This is a genomic window from Peribacillus asahii (genome assembly GCF_004006295.1).
GTDB classification, from domain to species: domain Bacteria; phylum Bacillota; class Bacilli; order Bacillales; family DSM-1321; genus Peribacillus; species Peribacillus asahii_A.
The window spans coordinates 2,414,016-2,433,110 of sequence record NZ_CP026095.1; the positions used below are offsets into that span (position 1 = coordinate 2,414,016).

Below are 19,095 nucleotides of genomic sequence, written 5' to 3' on the forward strand. Positions count from 1 at the left end.
AGCGCTGATCCTTTTTATGATCTGACCCCTGTCAAGTAGACACAAAAAATAAGCGCAGTTAAGAAGCCTGACTTCTATATTCGATAGGAGTCAGGTTGTTTAGCTTGGTTTGAAACCTTTCGTGGTTATAAAAGTGAATGTAGTCTTTAATAGCCCTTCTAACCTCTTGTGAAGTTTTAAAAGTATGTAGGTTAAAACATTCTGTTTTTAAATGACTAAAGAAATTTTCCATACTAGCGTTATCCCAACAGTTTCCCTTTCTAGACATACTAGCTTTCATTTTATTTCTTGCGAGTAGCTGATTATAGTTATGGGAAGTGTATTGGTATCCTTGATCACTATGGAGAAGGAGTCCCTTTACATTCCTTCCTTTTATGGCTTTTTTAAGAGTATCCAAGACTAGTTTATAATCATTACGTCTACTAATTTGGTACGCAACAACTTCGTTATTATATAGGTCTTTGATGGCAGACAAGTATAGTTTCTGTCCATTGAAAATGAGGTACGTAATATCCGTTACCCACTTTTCATTAGGGCGAGAAGCGTAAAAGGATCTATTTAAATAATTATTCGAGATAAGATAAGGTTCTTTCTTACCGTAATAAATTCGTTTCTTCCTGATAATTGCTTTAATACCTAGCTCACTTAGTAACCGTTGAACTTTTTTGTGATTAATATGAATATCATAGGTCCTCTTTAACCAAATTTGTATTCTTCTATAGCCATAGATGCCCTTATATTTCTGATGACATTCTATTATTTTCTGCTTTAGCTTCTCATCCTCTATCTGCTTTTCCGAAGGTAATGCTTTACGCTTTATCCACTTGTAGTATCCACTTCTTGATACTTTAGCTAGATGACAAAGTAGCTGTATAGAGTGAGCTTGTTTAGATAAATCATTAATGATTGGAAATAGAATACTAGGTTTTAGATTCATTCCTCCTTTCACATCTTTAAAAGCTTTTTTAATAGTTCATTCTCAGCTTCTAATCGCTTTATTTTCTGTTGGGTATTTTCAAAGGTAGATGAAGAGACTCTACTAGACCCACTTTTTCTGCCACGTTTTTCTCTAAGACCAACCATCCCATCTTCACTAAACTGTTTAACCCATCGTTGTATGTTTTTTCGATGAGTGTTTAATTCTCTGGAAACGGCTGCATAATTCTTCTTTTGATGAAATAAATCCACTGCTTTTTTCTTGAATGATATATCATAAGTCTCTGCTTTTTTCTCCATAAAAAATACCCCCTTAATAATAGACAGATTAATGCGCTTTTTAAAACGTGTCTACTATAAGGGGAGCATACCATTTCAGATAAGCGCCCTTTAGCTGAATAAAGTTTTTCTTTCATAAACATGAAAGTAGTAATTATAAGGGTTTTTGTCATTCTTAACCCCTTTTTCAACAGATACTTCTTTCCACTCATTGAAATTAACTTCAGGAAAAAATGTATCTCCTTCGAATTCATGATGAATTTTTGTAATGTGCATTTTCTCAACATAAGGCAAGAACATATTATAAATCTGTTCTCCCCCGAAAATAAAAATCTCTTCTTCATTTTTACATAACTCAAAAACATCTTCGATTGAATGGACAATTTCACAACCATCAAAGTTAAAATCCCTATCTCTGGTCAGAACAATATTCCTTCTGTCAGGTAAAGCCCTTCCGATTGACTCAAGGTTCTTTCTACCTAATATGATTGGATGTCCCTTTGTAGTATCTTTAACATACTCCCAATCTTTCGGAATTCTCCAGGGAATGTCATTCTCTTTGCCAATTACTCTATTCTTATCCATCGCAACAATTAAAGAAACTTTCATATATAACACAGCCTTTTTTGACTATTTTACCATGTAATTTTTGATTTCTATTGACGTTCCTTCTTAAACTAAACTCCACATTAGCACAACTGCCCTTATTGAACAATCGCGCCCGATTGCTGAAGGTCGAAAAAATTTAAAGGAACTTCAAAATTTCTATGTAGTTATTGCACTAATGCTACCCTTTAGTTGAACTAGAGAATATTATCAGAACTTTTATACTGTAAAATACAAGCGAAATATTTGACAAAAAATTGTATTTGTGCTATAATTTACAATCAAAACATTTGTGTATATAATAAGATTCTCCTGGCCAGGGGAATCTTATTTTTTATACGGAGGAATAATGGAATGAAACAAAATGAATCCAGTGTAACTTCCTTAGTATCAGCTTTCGCTCGGGCCTATCATAGTCAATACGATACACCAAAAATTTTCGATGATTTTATTGCAAAAGATCTCATTTCCCAAGAAGAGTTTTCAAGGATCAGAGAGAATATGATTCAAGGCATACCGTTTTTCAACCAAGATATTGGTCAAAGGTTTCAAGATCATCCAGATGAAATTTTAAAATGGATTACACAAGTACAACTTTCTCCAACGCCCTTAGCCCGTGCTGCATTTTGTGAAAAAGTACTACTTAATGAAGTGATGTTAGGAGTAAAACAGTACGTGATTCTCGGAGCTGGCTTAGATACTTTTTGCTTCAGACATCCTGAATTGAAAAACAGATTAGAAATATTTGAAATCGATCATCCAGCTACACAAGAATTTAAAAGGAAAAGATTAGCTGATACAAATTTTCAAATCCCCAGTCATCTTCATTTTGTTTCGATGGACTTCACAAATAAGTTTTCCGATCAAAGCCTCATAGATGAAGGATTTGATGATAACAAAAAAACGTTCTTTAGCCTTTTAGGTGTTTCTTATTATTTAACGAAAGAGGAAATTTCAAGCTTATTCAATCATTTATTGGCCAAAGTCCCACCAGGAAGCTCAATCGTTTTTGATTATGCAGACGAAAAACTTTTTGAAGAAAAAGGAATGTCTAATCGAGTTGAAAATATGCTGAAAATGGCTTCAGTAGGTGGAGAAACGATGCAATCGTGTTGCTCTTATGACGAAATCGAGAATATGTTAGAAAAAGCAGGTTTACTCATTTATGAACATTTATCCCCAACGACGATCAATGAGCGTTTCTTTAGCAATCGGTCGGATTATTTGACTGCATTTGAAACGATTCATTATATCCATGCTGTAAAGAAATAATTATCTATTTACATGCCGCTCAATGCTTAAGATGGTTGAGCGGTTTTCCATTATTTGATGTGGCATATCAGAATATCTCTTATTGAACTTTCCTGCGCCATTACTTTAAGTACAAAGTTTCACAATCTCTCCTAAACTTTAACCTAGATATCTAGGTGTTGTTCAATAAAATGGCCCGATTGCTGAATAACATGACTAGCTTTTTTTAAACAACTTTATTGTTCGTAAACAACCCAGCTACCTTCCCACAAGAAGATTAGCTGGATTTCTTCATTACTAGAGGAGGACAATCATTCTGTTTATAAGGGGTGGGGCGCCGAACTTCACTAGCCAAAGGCAAGGTTAAACCAACTACCACTCCAAAATTTTTCTCCCTATAACGGATTTTTCGAGTAATTGAGAGAATTCACGAGATATTTAAAGTTTTTCATGACATTCACCTCCGATTTATTGCTAATATCTCATTTATTCGAGGATGGTAATGACACTTCCCTCCGTAGTGCTTTAGTAGAAAAACACATACAAAAGGTATAATAATCATTAGAAATCAGCTGAAATCCCTACAAATTATTTTGAATCCTAAACATCATAGATTTGTAGATTTATCAAGGTCTAGACCTCAATAAAATATTAGGGGTACATTTCAATGGAAATCGAACGTATTTTTAATAAGAATACAAATATTACTTTTCAAGATACTTTAAATTCACTAATCAACGAGGAAATTGACAAACTAGTAAGCCTTTATTATTCTCAAGACAAGGTGAACACTACTACATCTCATGTAGAAGGGAAAGAAGTATCATGAGATGTGCAGTATATGTCAGAGTTTCTACTAATAAAGAAGAACAAAAAGCCTCACTTGGCAATCAAAAAAACCTCTTCATAAGATACATTTCGGATAAAGGCTGGGATATTCATGACTTCTATGTTGATGTTGAGAGTGGCACTACAGATAAACGTCCACAATTGCAACAGCTGATTGCCGATGCTAAAGCTAAGAAATTTGATGTGATATTGGCAAAAGAACTATCACGTTTAGCTCGTAATGGTCGTTTGTCCTATGAGATTCGGGATATTGCTGAACAACATAAGGTTCATATCATCACCTTAGATAACGCAATTAATACTTTAGAAGGTAATGGCCAGATGTTTGGTATTTACGCTTGGATGTATGAACAAGAGTCACAAAGGACAAGCGAGCGTGTCAAATTAGCCTTGAAAAGCCGAGCACAAAAAGGGTTATTTAAGGGTTCCAACGCTCCATATGGGTACATCGTAAAAGATGGAAAACTCTGTTCAAGTCCTGATGAAACTCCAGACATCGTTAAACGAATCTTTGGAAACTATCTATCAGGTAAGGGCTTTGATTGCATTGCAAGAGAATTGTATAATGAAGGATGTCCTACACCTAGTCAAGTTGCTAGAAAGAAAAATGCTAATGATAAGTGGCATGGCTCAACTATAAGACGAATTCTTGAAAATCCCCATTATACCGGCGATTTAGTTCAAGGAAGGTCTACGACTAGGAGTGTTACAAATAAAAATAGAGATCAAGTCCATTCTGATAACTTTATCACGGTTCCCAATACTCATGAAGCTATTATTTCTAAAAGTGACTTTGAAGCTGTTCAGCAGCTAATGATGAGTAGAAAGCGTACTCGTCCTCAGGCAGAAAAACACCTGTTTACAAATACTGCTTACTGTGCGGACTGTGGACGTGGAATGCACTATAAAAAGAACAGTCTTGGCTATATGTGCGGAAATTACAATAAACATGGTATTAAGGCATGTAGTGATCATTTAATTAGAGAAGCTGACCTAAAATTAGCTATTCTAAATGATTTAAAAAAACTTGCTTCCATTTTAGAAAACAAAGAGATTGTGCAAACACTTGAAACTAAACTGAATCAACAAAAAAAGTATTCCGAAAAGCAAATTGATTCCTTTACTAAGGAATTAGAACGACTAAAATTAAAGAAAAAGAAATCTCTCAATTTGTTCATTGAAGAAAAAATTTCAAAAGAAGATTATGATGAATTCGTGAGTGATACCAATGAGCAAATTAATAACATATCATCTAAGATTGAACAGTTACATTCATCTCTTGATACAAAAGATGACGAATTAGTAATCAAGGAGCTTAAACAACAGCTTGGTGTTTTTATTGAATTTCAAGAACTAACTCCCGATATTTTACATCGCTTAATTGAAAGAATTGAAATAAAAGCAGATGGAAGTCCGAGAATCTTTTACCGATTTTCGAACCCATCTGCTTATTCTTTAATTAATTTTATCAACGCACAGCACTCCACGTGTGATGTGACATTTGAAGAAAGAACCGTTGAAGCGTTGCTTAGATTTTTATCAATCAACTATAAGGTCTTTAAAACCACCTTTTAAAAGGAGGAATACTTTGAGGGAATTTAAACAGATTGAATGGATCATATGCCGTTTTCACTTCTCGAAGCCGGCTAAAATTCTCCCCATAGTACGCTCTTGGCCAATCTCTGATAAGCCGATCCGGCCAATTCACATAGTCACCCGTTGTATATGGAGATAAAGCGCTCCTTAACGCTTCTATCCAGCGGATGTTTTGCCGTTCTTCTGCAAGATTGTTCCATGTAGCAAGGTACTCTTGGGCGATAATGGCATCCCGGTAATAAAAAGCAGTCTTATTGGGGGCGATCCGTCCTGCTTCTCCTCCAAGGGATTGGTGCCAAATGCCAGAATGTTCATTTGGAGCATTTGCTAAAAATTGTTTCATTGTCAAAATCGCTTTCTTTGAAAAAGGCTTATTCAGAAAAGATCCTGACCTTTTACGGTAGTCTGGTCGGTTTCCACTCGGATCGTCAAAGAATTGCACAGCTTCAATATATGGGACTTCCTTTACCACAACATTTGTTGGTGAACCTGTATTGATTAAAGGCTGAAGAAGCTGTTTTAACTTGGATGACGTACCGACAAATTCACCTTGAGCGATAATTTGGTTGGCTTCCTTTGATTTTAATTCAATTTCTGAAGTTAGACGTACATCCGTGTTAGGCGCCCAATTTTGCCATGTATCAAATGCATCTTCGAAATCTTCCCACCCCCATGTAATAGAGAACACTGACACCTTAGAAATAGGATGCACCCGGAATGTAAGAGACGTGACAATACCGAAGTTTCCGCCACCTCCTCCTCGACAAGCCCAAAATAGATCACTATTATGGTTTTTATTTGCTTTAATCAATTTAGCATCTACATGTCCACTCGCTCTTACCATTTCAATTTCAAGCAGATTGTCACAAGTAAGTCCAAACAATCGTGTTAACATTCCAATTCCGCCGCCAAGCGTAAGACCGACAAGACCTACACTGCTTTCCGTTCCTGCAGGGATAGTCGTGCCGTATTTCCATAATTCATTATATACTCGCCCTAAATTAGCTCCAGCTTCTATTTTTGCTGTCATTTCTTCACGATTGACAGTGATGTTACACATTTCGCTGATATCAATTACAAGACCACCATTTACTAATGAAAAATTTTCATAGCTATGCCGGCCGCTTCTCACCCGAAATGGTATACGGTTTTCCCTCACCCACTTCAATGCATTTAATACATCCTTAACATTCTGACAAAATACAATTAACCTTGGGAATTTTGGGACGCTTAAGTTATTATTTGTTCTTGCCTGCTCATATTCAGAATCATCAGGTGTAACAATTCTCCCGGTAAGCTTTGTCTTTTCCAACATATAACCCCTTTCTCAAACGATGTATAAAGGATGTTATATAATATGGAGAACTTCAGGAAAAGACACTTGCCTTTCTAGGAGAGGAATAAGGGACCAAAATCTCTCAAAAGTTCTCTGAACAAAAGCAATATCCATGTAGCGGACGAATAGAATCCTTCATTTGCAGGTTTGTTCAAAAAGAAAATAATTTAACGAAAATTATTTTCAACATTAATTCTTTACAATTAAAAATAGACCTCAAAACCCTGTATTATTAATTCAGGATGTTAAAGCAATTGCTAGAGCATTTTGAGCACCAGACACAATTGCTGTATTCTCTTGGTCTGCATGAATACCAAATGACTTCATCCAGTTTAACCCCGCTGCTTTTTGATGTGGAATACCCGCTGGATCATTGTAATTGAGTAGTTGAGATGCATAACTTTTATTCACTACTTTTTGCATCACATCTACTACAAGTTCATTCGATTGCTCAAAGGAAGCGACAAAGCCAAAACACAGCGGGGACTGACCCCATTGTCTATTAGACATTTTGATTTTAGCTTTATCTGCCTCAGGTGTTATACCTTTCTACTTATCTATTTAATTGTTTCACTTTTACAGGCTTTTTTTCCTTGCTTACTTTGATGATTTGTCCGATAATACTGATGGCAATTTCTTCTGATGTTTCCGAGCCGATTTCCAATCCGATTGGAGAATGGACCTGCTCCAACTGTTCTTGCGTGACCCCTTCACTTTTTAACTTTTCAAATATGCTTATGACCTTGCGTTTACTGGCAACCATCCCAACATATGCAATCGGAAATTGCAGTGCCGTTTTTAATACAATATCATCACAGTCTTTTGTAACAATTACCACATATGACTTTTCATTTAGATTGGCTGCGAGCAAAGCCTTTCCAATATCCTCGTTCACAAAAAGGTTTGTCGCATTAGGAAAGCGTTCCTTCGTACAATAACCAACGCGATCATCGACAATGCAATAAGGATATTCGAGGAAATCAGCGAGCTTTGCCAACGCATAGCCTAAATGACCGGCTCCAGCCAGAACGAGTTCAGGCCTGCTTGTATAGACTTCAATAAAGACCCGTAACGTACCGCCACAATTCATCTGAATTCCGTCTTTTGCATGTTTATTCAATTTATATTCAACGATTTTCGATTGGCCATTTTCGATCGCCTTTACACTATCTTCAATCACATAGTGTTCAGCCAAGCCCCCTCCGACAGTTCCTTCAATGGTACCATCCCGGTAGACAATCATTTTTCCAACATGCCTGGGAGTCGAGCCCTTTGATTCAATAATCATGGCTAAAGCAAAGGTTTCGTTTTGACGCGTCAGCATAGCCACTTTTTCCATCAGCAGCATGAAAAGCTCCCCCCTATTTTTAAACATTAATTCGGTTGATATTGCTTCATACTAAGAAAATAACGTAAAAGATGTAACGCAACGGTTTTTCTGTAAGCCGCAGTGGAGCGTTGATCGTCGATTGGTCTAATGATCTTATCGAAGGCTGCCACAATCGCAGCGATGTCTGCATCGGCTAATGGTATCGTTTTTCCAACCAGCTTCTTCTCAATATCAATGGAACGAACCATCGTAGGTCCGACCGCCCCGAAGGCAAATCGAATGTCATCGATTCGATCTTTGCTTATCCGGACGAAACCCGCAAACGATACTTTGGCAATGGCATCTGCGTTGCGGTTGCCGACTTTCTCGAAAACGACATGTGAATCTTCTAATACGGATGGCAGAATAATCTCCGTTACTATTTCATTGTGAAAGCGTTGAACCCGTCGTGGACCTTGAATAAAATCGCTAATCGCAACCATGCGATCACCATTTACGGAGCGCAACAGAAGCTTTGCATTGTATACATATAATAAAGGAAGCATGTCACCGGCTGGAGAGGCGTTGCAAATATTACCGCCTAATGTTCCCCTGTTTCTAATTGCCGGGGCAGCAATTGTTTTAATTGCATTCTTGAAAGCAAAAGGAATCAACGGATTTTCAAGTAATTCACTATAGGTACAGCAGGCCCCGATGTGGAGATCCTTGTGATGTTGATACACCTGCTTTAATTCGGAAAGATGATTAATAAAAACAATCGGTTTAGGGATTTTCGGAGGTACTCCCCTTCTACTTTTGTGAAGAACCATAACATCGGTGCCTCCGGCTATGATTGCACAATCTTCTCTATTCAATTGGCTCAACGTTTCGTCTAAACGCTCGAAGCGATACGCTGTTATTTTCTCTACCATAAGCCATCACCTTTTTTAGCTGCTAGGTTAATCGCTTCAACAATCATATTGTAGCCCGTACATCGGCACAGATTTCCGGAGATGCCTTCACGAATTTCAGCCTCTGAAGGATGAGGATTTTTAGATAACAAAGCTGCACTTGCCATAATCATCCCCGGAATGCAATAGCCGCATTGCACTCCCCCGGCGATGGAATAGCTCTCATCTAAAATTTTAAATTGTTCCGTTTCAATGATGCCTTCGATCGTTTGAATATCGGCACCAGCAATCGAGCCAATTGGAATAAGGCAGCTGTTTTGCAGGAGGTTATTCACAAAAACACTGCAGGCTCCGCACTCCCCTTCACCACAGCCTTCCTTTGTTCCGATTAACTCAAACTCATCTCTTAATAAATCTAGTAATCTTGCTGTAGCAGGGGCGTCAGTTTCTACCGTTCTTCCATTTAGTGTGAATTTAATCAACCCTCTTCACCTTCTTTCATCCAAAGACTTTCAATAATGACTTCCGGTGTAATCGGAATTTGCTGAAAAGAAGTTTGCAGGGCATCCTCAATCGCAGCTTGGACTGCTGGAGCGCCTCCAATTAAAGTCAATTCACCTGCGCCCTTCGCCCCGTATGGACCATCAGCATAGGGGTTATCAAAGACCTTGCTTTCGATTGAAACAACATCCAATGAAGTCGGCGGTCCATAATCCGATATACTTTTTTGTTGGATTCTACCTTGCTTTGACGTCATCTTTTCTAGATATCCGTATGCTAGCCCTTGAGCCAAACCACCGTCAATTTGGCCTTTCATAATCCGTTCATCGATGACCTTCCCAACTTCATAATTGCCGTATACTTTTTCTAACTTTATATTTCCTGTTAACGTATCAACTTCTACTTCAACGATATTAACGCCCCATGAATAAGCCGGGTAGGCATCTCCAGTGAAGGTTTTCTCGTCCCAAGGAATCATTTCACGGTGAACATAGTGCTCAACCACTTCCTGTTCCACCCCTGTTTGCCACTGATTCTTAAGTTTTTTTGCGGCCCGTTCAAGCAATTTTCCGACAATCATCGTCGTCCTGGAAGCTACTGTCGGACCCGAGTCGGGAACCTCTTTTGTGTCGGGATAAGGGTACAAAATATCTTCGAACGGGAGGTCAAGTTCTTTGGCGACAATTTTACACAACGTCGTCAAAATACCTTGTCCCATATCAGAGTTTGAGATTTTTAGTGATACCTGGTCGCCCTTTGATTTAACTAGCTTCACCGTTGCTTTAATATGATCTCTTTCGCCGCTGCCTGTAAATCCACAGCCGTGGAGGAACAGCGAAGTTCCTATGCCTTTTTTATAGCGCTGATTTTGTTGATTTAAGCGCTGAAAGTCTTCTTTTTTCTTTTTGTATTCTGACACGTTGAGTACGTCCTCAATCATTTCTTCCACTAATATCGGGTCGCGGAATTTACCTTTGGTGATGGTGGGGTCTCCTTGTTTGACGAGGTATTTTCGTTTATATTCAAGCGGGTCGATTTTTGCCAGTTTACTAAGATGTCCAATATGACTTTCGATTCCGGCAAAGCTTTGTGGAGCACCAAAGCCTCTGAAAGCGCCGTTCGGAACGGTATTGGTTTTTAAGACATAGCCTTTTGCATGAAAATGTGGAATTTTATAAACACCAGCACTGTTTATTAATGCGCGCTGCAGCACGACAGAGCTCAATCCTACATTCGCCCCTCCATCGAGAAAGATGTCAACACACATGCTCACAATATTTCCTTCCTTATCAAGGGCCGTTCGATATTTGAGTTTGGCCGGATGTCTTTTCGTCGTAACCAGCATATCCTCAGAACGGTCGAACACGAGCATTACCGATTTTTTGACTGCTCTTGCGGCAACGGCTACGTGACAAGCCATCATCGAAGGATAATCTTCTTTGCCGCCAAAACCTCCACCGGTAGGACTTTGAACAACTCTGACTTCCTCGTCACCACAGGCTAATGCGCTTAGCAATGCATTTTTTATATAATAAAGACATTGCATCGATCCCTGGACGACAATTTCATCATCCTTATAAACGGCGAGCATTCCTTGCGGCTCAAGGTAGACATGCTCCTGATAACCCGTATCATATTCTTCTTCGATGATTTGATGGGCTCCCTGCTCGATAGCTGAAATGTTCTCTAAGCTTTCTCCAAATTCATAGCTTGCCAAAACTAAGGGTACTGATTTTTGCTTGATTGCTTCGTCCAATGTATAGATAGCCTGATGTTCTTCAAATTCAACCTTCACTTCATTTAACAAACTGTACAGGATATCCAGGTCTTTGCCAGTGAGCATGAGAATTGGCTCACCAATATAATTGACCCACTCATTGGCAAAAATGGGCTGATCTTCTTTGATAATTTTGACATAATTCGGTCCGGGGATATGCTCTGCTCCAACAGCTTCATACCCTTCCGGAAGGTTAGGTAATTGAATGGATATGATTTTTCCATAAGCAATTGGCGACCGATACAAAACACCATAAACCATATTTTCCACTTTCACGTCACTAATATAGGGCAACTGGCCCGATACTTTACCTTTATGGTCCTTTTTGGGCACTGAGGTGCTTATGTCTTTGAGATTCATTGCAACAACACCCTTCGACTCATTTTTTTAAAGGGACATATTCTGAATAGAAACCTCTTCCTACGATTTTATCAATGAGAATGATCTTTTATGATTCATTTCTATTAAAGATTTTCGTAGTTTTTAATTATATTTTCACTTCGAGAAATTTAAAGCTTTATTATAATCAATGGCTTTTCGGTAATCCTCCGGCGTATCAACATCCATTAATACTCCAGCATCATCTACATTCATGTATTGCTTTTCGTAACCGCCCAGGACCATACGCAAATTACTTTCTGGATTGGTTTCGAGAATTTTCTGTTTCACTTCGCTTGATAATTTGATGGGATGGCCGCCTTTATAGTCAAAGCTGGGAATAACCACGTCTCCTTTGTGTTTTGCTAGTAGCTGAACAGTCTCTTTTTTAACAAGCGGACAATCTCCGGGTGTTATAAAGAAGGTTGGAGCATTTACTTCGTTGCAGCCCTTTTGAATGGAATGAAACATTCCCTGATTAAAGTTTTCATTATAAACAAACTTGATATGAAATGAATAGGAATTTTTACTGATGATTTTGGCAATTTCCTCTTGGATGATTTCCGCTTGAAACCCAGCTATGACGATGACCCTGCTGCATAATCCTTCAAATTTAGAGATCGTTTGCTCCAACACGCTCATTTGCCCCATCGGCAAAGTCATTTTAAATGCATTCGCTCGGCTGGAATATCCAGCAGCTAGGACGATTGCTTCCATGTTTGTCACCTTCTACCTATCATTTTTCTTAGTTCTCACAATAAAAGCACAAGTGGAGTAAGGATTTGCTGTATGGACTATTAATAGATCATTGATTGTTTATGATTTGAATTTTAATTGAAGAATCTGGATAGTGTTTTTTCCTTATATGCGTAAAAGCCTCATTATATTACTTATGGTACGCTTCACCACACCTATTTAACTGGCAGTTTTTCTCCTTTTATTTCCTCAATTTACCCATCTTAAAATTTCTCAAATCGTCTTTTTCCGCCTATTATGTCCAGTTCTTTTTATAAAATATGGGCATAATATCCATGGCAATCACAAATAAAAGAGATTACGATACGAGCGGTAATTATACTCGAAGCATGTACATAATGTTTAAATTCATCAGGAGGTTACATATGCGATACGGTATTTCTATTTTAGGTATTCTTGTTGTATTGTTATTGGCTTGGTTGGCAAGCTCCAATCGAAAAGTAGTAAAATTCAAACCAATTATCATGATGATTGCCATCCAAATTATTTTATCAGTGTTACTGTTAAATACAGAATTCGGCTTCAACATCATCATGGGAATATCTACAATTTTTAGCACACTACTCGAATACGCAAACGAAGGGGTTTCCTTTGTGTTTGGCGGCATGGCGAACGCGGGAGAGGCACCCTTCTTTTTAACTGTATTATTGCCAATTATATTTATTTCTGTATTGATTGGGATTCTTCAACATCTAGAAATTCTCCCGTTCCTCATGAAGGGAATTGGATGGCTATTAAGTAAAGTGACAATGTGTACGTTTTAATTTCTAGAAGATTGTTCACTCTTATTTAGCAAAAAGTGTTCAATTTCATCAGGTTACAGCATAGAGATCACTACCTTATACTCCTAACGTTTTAGTTTAAATATGGCGGAACATAAATCTAGTTACTGCTTTATTTTGAATAATTATACACCTCAATTAATACTAAAGAGCCATTCTAAACGAAAAGGCTCTTTACTCACTGTTACATCTTTTAATTATTGTTTCTTGCAAGTAATGAACAGTACCTCACACGACTCGACTGTCAAAAAATTATCCCGGTATTGTTTTTTCAACATCTCAACACCTATCCATACAATACTATTTAGCTTTCCAACCGCCCTTTCATCCCCACCCTTGCAAGGATATCACTAGATAGTTGAAATTCAAGTATATTTGGCAAGCCTAGAATTATGTCGTAAGTGTTTTGCTTCTTACATTTTGGACACGTAGGTGAGATTCTTCAGTATTGTTCACTTGATCTCCTCTTTCTCACTTCTGCCAACTAAAACGAATGGGCTAACTCATCCAATATAAGTTAGCCCTCGTTGTCTGCATTTTTTAAAGTTCCAGACCGTTTAAAATTTCTCTTAACGTCTTTAACTCTTCAACCGTCAATGTTAGACCTTTTCCCATCTTCTCATGCCCAGGTGCCCATTCACGTAAATCGTACTTTGGTTCTTTACCGTTCCAGCTAACAAGATTAAGTTCTTTCTTCCATCCCTTTGCGGATTGGGAAAGGATACCATTGGTTTGGATAATATCAATTCAGGTTCTTGGTGCAGTCGTAACTATCCTTGCTCCTTTGTGAGAGTAGATGTGGAACAGAAGTCTGTCGTTTTAATGCGAATGGAAATTAGGAATGGAGACATCCGTACAAGGGAATATCGTGAACTGCTTACTCACAAGCTCCAAAATTGAAATTTTCGTGATTTGACCGAAATGATGGAAGTAAGCCAACCAATGATTCTTGGCGAGTCGATGAGACGTATGTGAAAGTCATAGGTCAATGGATGTATTTATATCGTGCTGTCGATTCGAAAGGAGATACCATTGATTTTTATCTAAGTAAAACAAGAAAAAAGGCTTCAAAGCATTCTTAAAGAAAGCTTCATGTTCGTTCTATGTTTGGATTCAAGTTGTATGAAACAACCGCCTCTATATTGAGTGGCACTGAAGCCATGTGTATAATGAAAAAAGGACAGCTTCACCAAGTGAAGTCTGCCCAAAATGAAATTCGTCATTGCGATTCCAAATGTATCCGTTTCGCTTCAAAATAGAGAACCTGAATGAATTTTTTCGTATCGATGCGAGCGGGTAGTGTTGACTCATTGTTTAATTCTGTCATCTTTCTCCTTACGGTTGTAAAATCAAAAAACTTAGAAGCGTAATTTTCGAACTTCGGGTTTAAAAAATCAGTAAGTCCAAGGGACGCCAAATGGTTTAATGACTGGTAAATTGCCCTTCGGACCCGTTGTTTGGATGCTTTAACCTCTCTTTTTAATTCCATCTCTGCAGCTGATTCTCCAAGTCTTTTTCGAGCTAAATTCACAAAAATCTCTTCTAGAGTAGGAAACTCTTGTTCAAACGTTTTATCTTGTTCATATTGATATAAATAATCTAACATATCCAGTAAATCTTTACTCCCATTTTCAGTAGCTATCCCTAATTCGGATAAAAGAAAATGACTGGAAGTTCTTATATGTTTTTCGTTGCGGTATTTTTCCTGCAGACTTTGATGGCAATCCAATTTAAGCACCGTATTGAGCGACTTTTGAATGTTCTGTATCGATTTTTCCAATTGGATTCGTTCGATGACTTTCTGAATGACCGTTAACACTTCGATCCTGTTGATCGGTTTGATTATAAAGTATTCAACACCAAGTGAATAGGCTTCACCAATCAGTTCTTTCGATTCCACTTGAGAAATCATGATGATTTTCCCTTTGAATGACGGTTTTATTTGACGAATCGTTTTAATTCCATCTTGAATCGGCATTAACAAATCGATGAATAAAATATCGATATTTTTCAAAGTTAGCATTTGTTGATCCAACAATGAACCGTCCTCAGCTTCTCCTAGCACTTCCCCAAGATCCTCATCTTCGATGATTCGGGCCAACATCGAGCGAACCACTTCGTCATCATCTATTATATAAAAAAACATCGAATCACCCTTTCTCAATTAAATGATCAACCAATAATCGAATTATGAAAATCGATCCTTTTCCTTCCGGTCTGTCCTGGAACGTAACATCACCTTCAAGTTCTTCGACCATTTCTTTTACATACGATAATCCAATTCCTGTCGATGGGTTACCATTAAGATCATATTTAGAAGTAAACCCAGGCTTGAAAATTAATTCTTTATCCTTCGATGCAACACCAGGACCGTTATCTCCTATCCGAAATTCAACCGAATCATGCTTCTTATCAATGTCAATTGTGATGGTTCCTGTATCTTTGATGGCTTCTACAGCGTTTGCAACGACATTATTAATGATCGATAGAATGGTGTAAATATGATAATGAGGATGTGTGCCATCAATCGTGTACACAAATTGGATGTCTTTCCCTAGTAAACGGGCGTATTTATCGTTTGCTCGTACGATGATGTTTGCCAGTTCATGTATGGACATATAATCTGTAAAACTTTCATCGGAAATCAGCTTGGAGAGTCCAGCAAAAATACGTTGGTTATCCTTTTTAACCTCATGGACTTCACCAGCAATTTTCAATGCTTGTCGTCGGAAATCCTCGACCGGAAAGCTCAGTTGTTCATTTTCTAAACTGTCTAAGCTTTTGTATAGATCATACGATTTTTTGGTTATATTTTCAGCATCTTGCAACGTCTTCTTTAAATGAATCGATTCTTCGTATAAATTGGAAATGAGCATAAGCATGTGTTCATTTTGTTTTCTAATGTGTCTCTCCCTCGACTGTGCTTCATACAACTTCATCATATTGAAAAAGCTTAGAACGATAAAACTGTGGGAAAATGCGATAACGATTATCTCATTCAATGCCGCTAGTGTAATCGTTGTTTCTAATACGAAATATTGAATGATTAATTCCACACAGTCAGACAATATTTCAATTATGAAGCCAATAAATCCAACCATTAAAGGTTGGTGGTGAAAGCGATTGATTTTTGCTAAATAAAAGAGACAAGAATAAGTGAAATAAAAGAAAAAACTAGGATAGTGGGCCTGGAAAGAAGATGTCCAGTCAAAATCCTCCTGCATGATGAAGCCTAACAGGATACGAAATTCCACAACCACCATTCCTGTTAAAAAACCCGGTAAAAATGCTGGCATTCTCCGTAACAATAACAAAAAGAAGAAAAATGTTGGTGCACCAAAACTCATTCGAAACGTCTCATTTAAGGGGAAAGACTTTATTTCGCCAGCTAATGGCACAGTAACCATCATCAGAACAAGAATATAGATATCTTTTTTCACTAACGTGCTAAGATTCAAATTAATCACTTCCCCATTTTGACTGAAAATCAGTATACAGCCTCATTCACCTTAATACAACGCTTACTTTATTTTTCGAAAAAAAATTACGGATTCGATTATAAGAAATCCACCCAACTTGGACGTAACGTACTCATACTGCTAATCTAAAAGGCTTTGTACCAAGTATGGCAGCAAACAATCTATTTTTCTGTCCATAATATTCGCACCAGAATTTGTAAAAAAAGTCCTGCTTTTATTTATTTTTAGAAATTTTAATTTTTTTTCCGTAGTTTTTTGTAGTTTTACGTATAATTCTGTAGCTCCTATTTTAAATTAAACCTACGTTTTTATTTTTAATGGACAAATATGAAAGCGCTTAATGATTTTTACTAATCACACGTTAATGGAGGAACTTCTAATGAAAAAACTAACTACAAAGAAATAGGCTGCTCTCACCGCACTGGCGTTAATGTCTTCGGAGATTATTACCGTCTCTTTTACACTTATGCATTAAATCCTGTTGAAGCCAAATAGACTACGGCAGTTGCTACAACCAGTCCCATTAAGAAAAACTTGCCTAACATTAAAATTCTGGCAACGGGCGGTACCATCGCCGGAACTGGTTCTATTTCGACCCAAACCACTGGCTATCAAGCTGGTGTCCTAACTCCAGATCAACTGATAGTAGCGGTTCCTGTACTAAAAAACACAGCTAACATTTCTACTGAGCAGGTGGCACGCATAGATTCCTGTACGTTCAATACCAATGCCGTAATGGTCAATTTATCTATTTTATTTGCTTCAACATGAATTACTAAACTTTAACAAGAGGTGACGATATGCAGCATTTACTGGAAAATATGCTTGGCACAACAAACGATTTTCTATGGTCAAAGTTATTGATTATTATGCTAGTTTCATTCGGTATTTATTTCACATTTAAATCGAAATTTGTACAATTTCGAATGTTGAAGGAAATGGTCCGTGTTTTAATGGAGGGGAAAACTAGTTCTAAAGATAGCATTTCCCCATTTCAAGCGTTCTGTATTGGAATGGCGGCTCGCGTTGGAACAGGTAATATCACAGGAATTGCGATTGCGATTGCATTGGGTGGTCCTGGAGCGGTATTCTGGATGTGGATTATTTCTATTATTAGCGCAGCATCCAGCTTTATTGAAAGTACGTTAGCACAAGTATACAAAGTAAAAGATAAAGACGGTTTCCGCGGCGGTCCATCTTATTATATGGAAAAAGGATTAAACAAACGTTGGATGGGAGTATTATTCTCCATTTTAATTACGATTTCTTTCGGTCTTGTATTCAATTCTGTACAATCAAATACCGTTTCGATTGCTTTTGAGAATGCATTTGGTGCAGATCGTTTAACCCTGGGGATTATTATGGCACTTATTTTCTCTGCGATTATCTTTGGCGGTGTGAAGAGTATTGCAAAAGTAGCTGAATACAAGGTTATGCTTTTAGCTGTGTTATACATCGGTATTGCATTATTTGTCATCGTTACGAACATAACACAACTGCCGGAAGTTCTTTCTCTTATTGTTAAAAACGCGTTTGGCTTTGAACAAGCTGTAGGCGGTTCACTCGGCGCTGCGATCATGCATGGAGTTAAACGTGGCTTATTCTCGAATGAAGCGGGTATGGGGAGTGCGCCAAACGTTGCCGCAACGGCAACGACAAGTCATCCGGTGAAACAAGGACTTATTCAAGCCTTTGGCGTATTAACGGATACACTGATCGTCTGTACAAGCACAGCATTTATTATTTTATTCTCCGATGCTTACAAACAACCAGAGTTAAATGGTATTGCACTTACACAAGCAGCATTAAGTGAACACGTTGGTTCCTGGGCATCAGGCTGCCTTGCCATCTTTATTTTCCTATTTGGATTCGGCGCGTTAATTGGTAACTATTATTATGGGGAAACAAACATTCGCTTTTTACACAAAAGTAAAGCATTGTTGATGCTATACCGAACAAGCGTATTAGCCATGATTATATTCGGTTCAGTTGCAAAGATTCAACTTGTATGGGATTTGGCTGATTTATTTATGGGCTTCATGGTTATCGTGAACTTAATTGCCATTCTTTTATTATCAAAAGTAGCTTTCGCTGCTTTAACAGACTATATGAAACAGAAAAAGGCTGGTAAAGATCCCGTCTTTTATAAAGACAGTATTAAAGGTCTTGAAAACATTGAATGTTGGGATCGCTCTCAAGTTGCTTCACCTTCCAAAAAAGAAGATGCTATCTAAATAAACAATGGGGCTGTCCCAAAAGTCATTAAAAAATGACTTTTGAGGGCAGCCCTCTTTTCGTATCACCAAATGAATATAAAAAAATCGTCTTTTCTAGTAGAATGTAAGTTAC

The 19,095-nt window shown here is 37.7% G+C and carries 17 protein-coding genes and 3 pseudogenes; 7 read left to right on the forward strand and 13 right to left on the reverse strand.

Annotated elements, in window-relative coordinates:
- Positions 1-58: 58 nt before the first annotated feature.
- The 3 genes from BAOM_RS11635 to dfr form a co-directional block, all read right to left on the reverse strand.
- On the reverse strand, positions 59-937 hold the full coding sequence (locus BAOM_RS11635) for an IS3 family transposase (RefSeq protein ID WP_127760417.1): 879 nt from the start codon (positions 935-937) through the stop codon (positions 59-61).
- A gap of 8 nt (positions 938-945) precedes the next feature.
- Complete coding sequence (locus tag BAOM_RS11640; RefSeq protein ID WP_127759245.1) at positions 946-1,236, reverse strand: helix-turn-helix domain-containing protein; 291 nt, start codon at positions 1,234-1,236, stop codon at positions 946-948.
- 90 nt (positions 1,237-1,326) lie between these two features.
- Entirely contained in the window at positions 1,327-1,824 is a 498-nt protein-coding gene (dfr, locus tag BAOM_RS11645) for a DfrD/DfrG/DfrK family trimethoprim-resistant dihydrofolate reductase (RefSeq protein ID WP_127760418.1), read from the reverse strand.
- A gap of 351 nt (positions 1,825-2,175) precedes the next feature.
- Here dfr and BAOM_RS11650 point away from each other — a divergent pair, with 351 nt between their 5' ends.
- From BAOM_RS11650 to BAOM_RS11655, 3 genes are all read left to right on the forward strand, one after another.
- Positions 2,176-3,093, forward strand: coding sequence for a class I SAM-dependent methyltransferase (locus BAOM_RS11650; RefSeq protein ID WP_127760419.1), 918 nt, complete (start codon positions 2,176-2,178; stop codon positions 3,091-3,093).
- Positions 3,094-3,739: 646 nt separating this feature from the next.
- On the forward strand, positions 3,740-3,901 hold the full coding sequence (locus BAOM_RS24390) for a hypothetical protein (protein WP_164853201.1): 162 nt from the start codon (positions 3,740-3,742) through the stop codon (positions 3,899-3,901).
- Positions 3,898-5,496 (forward strand): recombinase family protein, encoded by a 1,599-nt coding sequence (locus BAOM_RS11655; protein ID WP_127760420.1) that lies wholly within the window; start codon positions 3,898-3,900, stop codon positions 5,494-5,496. The genes BAOM_RS24390 and BAOM_RS11655 overlap by 4 nt, the downstream gene beginning before the upstream one ends.
- Here BAOM_RS11655 and BAOM_RS11660 read toward each other — a convergent pair.
- The 7 genes and pseudogenes from BAOM_RS11660 to BAOM_RS11690 form a co-directional block, all read right to left on the reverse strand.
- Positions 5,480-6,829, reverse strand: coding sequence for an FAD-binding oxidoreductase (locus BAOM_RS11660; protein ID WP_127762541.1), 1,350 nt, complete (start codon positions 6,827-6,829; stop codon positions 5,480-5,482). The two genes, BAOM_RS11655 and BAOM_RS11660, sit on opposite strands and share 17 nt — an antisense overlap.
- Positions 6,830-7,093: 264 nt before the next feature.
- Positions 7,094-7,324: pseudogene (locus BAOM_RS11665) on the reverse strand (PLP-dependent aminotransferase family protein); the annotation flags it as partial.
- A gap of 82 nt (positions 7,325-7,406) precedes the next feature.
- On the reverse strand, positions 7,407-8,201 hold the full coding sequence (locus BAOM_RS11670) for an XdhC family protein (protein WP_164853202.1): 795 nt from the start codon (positions 8,199-8,201) through the stop codon (positions 7,407-7,409).
- A gap of 26 nt (positions 8,202-8,227) precedes the next feature.
- Positions 8,228-9,094, reverse strand: a complete 867-nt coding sequence (locus tag BAOM_RS11675) for an FAD binding domain-containing protein (RefSeq protein ID WP_127760422.1) — start codon at positions 9,092-9,094, stop codon at positions 8,228-8,230.
- Positions 9,088-9,555, reverse strand: a complete 468-nt coding sequence (locus BAOM_RS11680; RefSeq protein WP_098175203.1) for a (2Fe-2S)-binding protein — start codon at positions 9,553-9,555, stop codon at positions 9,088-9,090. Before BAOM_RS11680 ends, BAOM_RS11675 begins: the two co-directional genes overlap by 7 nt.
- Positions 9,552-11,711, reverse strand: coding sequence for a xanthine dehydrogenase family protein molybdopterin-binding subunit (locus BAOM_RS11685; RefSeq protein WP_127760423.1), 2,160 nt, complete (start codon positions 11,709-11,711; stop codon positions 9,552-9,554). Before BAOM_RS11685 ends, BAOM_RS11680 begins: the two co-directional genes overlap by 4 nt.
- Before the next feature lie 135 nt (positions 11,712-11,846).
- On the reverse strand, positions 11,847-12,446 hold the full coding sequence (locus BAOM_RS11690; RefSeq protein ID WP_127760424.1) for a nucleotidyltransferase family protein: 600 nt from the start codon (positions 12,444-12,446) through the stop codon (positions 11,847-11,849).
- Between the two features lie 404 nt (positions 12,447-12,850).
- On the opposite strand from BAOM_RS11690, the pseudogene BAOM_RS11695 reads away from it, so the two are divergent.
- Positions 12,851-13,231 (forward strand): annotated as a pseudogene (locus tag BAOM_RS11695) (Na+ dependent nucleoside transporter N-terminal domain-containing protein); the annotation flags it as partial.
- A 576-nt stretch (positions 13,232-13,807) separates the two neighbouring features.
- Here BAOM_RS11695 and BAOM_RS11700 read toward each other — a convergent pair.
- A complete protein-coding gene (locus tag BAOM_RS11700) occupies positions 13,808-14,014 on the reverse strand; it encodes a YdbC family protein (protein WP_127762542.1) in 207 nt (68 codons plus the stop codon).
- A 185-nt stretch (positions 14,015-14,199) separates the two neighbouring features.
- Between BAOM_RS11700 and BAOM_RS11705 the strand changes: the two are divergent.
- Positions 14,200-14,526: pseudogene (locus tag BAOM_RS11705) on the forward strand (DDE-type integrase/transposase/recombinase); the annotation flags it as partial.
- Here BAOM_RS11705 and BAOM_RS11710 read toward each other — a convergent pair.
- Both BAOM_RS11710 and BAOM_RS11715 read right to left on the reverse strand, forming a co-directional pair.
- Positions 14,487-15,413, reverse strand: a complete 927-nt coding sequence (locus BAOM_RS11710; RefSeq protein ID WP_127760426.1) for a response regulator — start codon at positions 15,411-15,413, stop codon at positions 14,487-14,489. The pseudogene BAOM_RS11705 and the gene BAOM_RS11710 sit on opposite strands and share 40 nt — an antisense overlap.
- A gap of 4 nt (positions 15,414-15,417) precedes the next feature.
- Positions 15,418-16,734 (reverse strand): sensor histidine kinase, encoded by a 1,317-nt coding sequence (locus BAOM_RS11715; protein ID WP_127760427.1) that lies wholly within the window; start codon positions 16,732-16,734, stop codon positions 15,418-15,420.
- A gap of 546 nt (positions 16,735-17,280) precedes the next feature.
- On the opposite strand from BAOM_RS11715, the gene BAOM_RS11720 reads away from it, so the two are divergent.
- Both BAOM_RS11720 and BAOM_RS11725 read left to right on the forward strand, forming a co-directional pair.
- Positions 17,281-17,517, forward strand: coding sequence for an asparaginase domain-containing protein (locus tag BAOM_RS11720; protein ID WP_252282391.1), 237 nt, complete (start codon positions 17,281-17,283; stop codon positions 17,515-17,517).
- Between the two features lie 29 nt (positions 17,518-17,546).
- A complete protein-coding gene (locus BAOM_RS11725) occupies positions 17,547-18,980 on the forward strand; it encodes an alanine/glycine:cation symporter family protein (RefSeq protein WP_127760428.1) in 1,434 nt (477 codons plus the stop codon).
- The last annotated feature ends 115 nt before the right edge of the window (positions 18,981-19,095 follow it).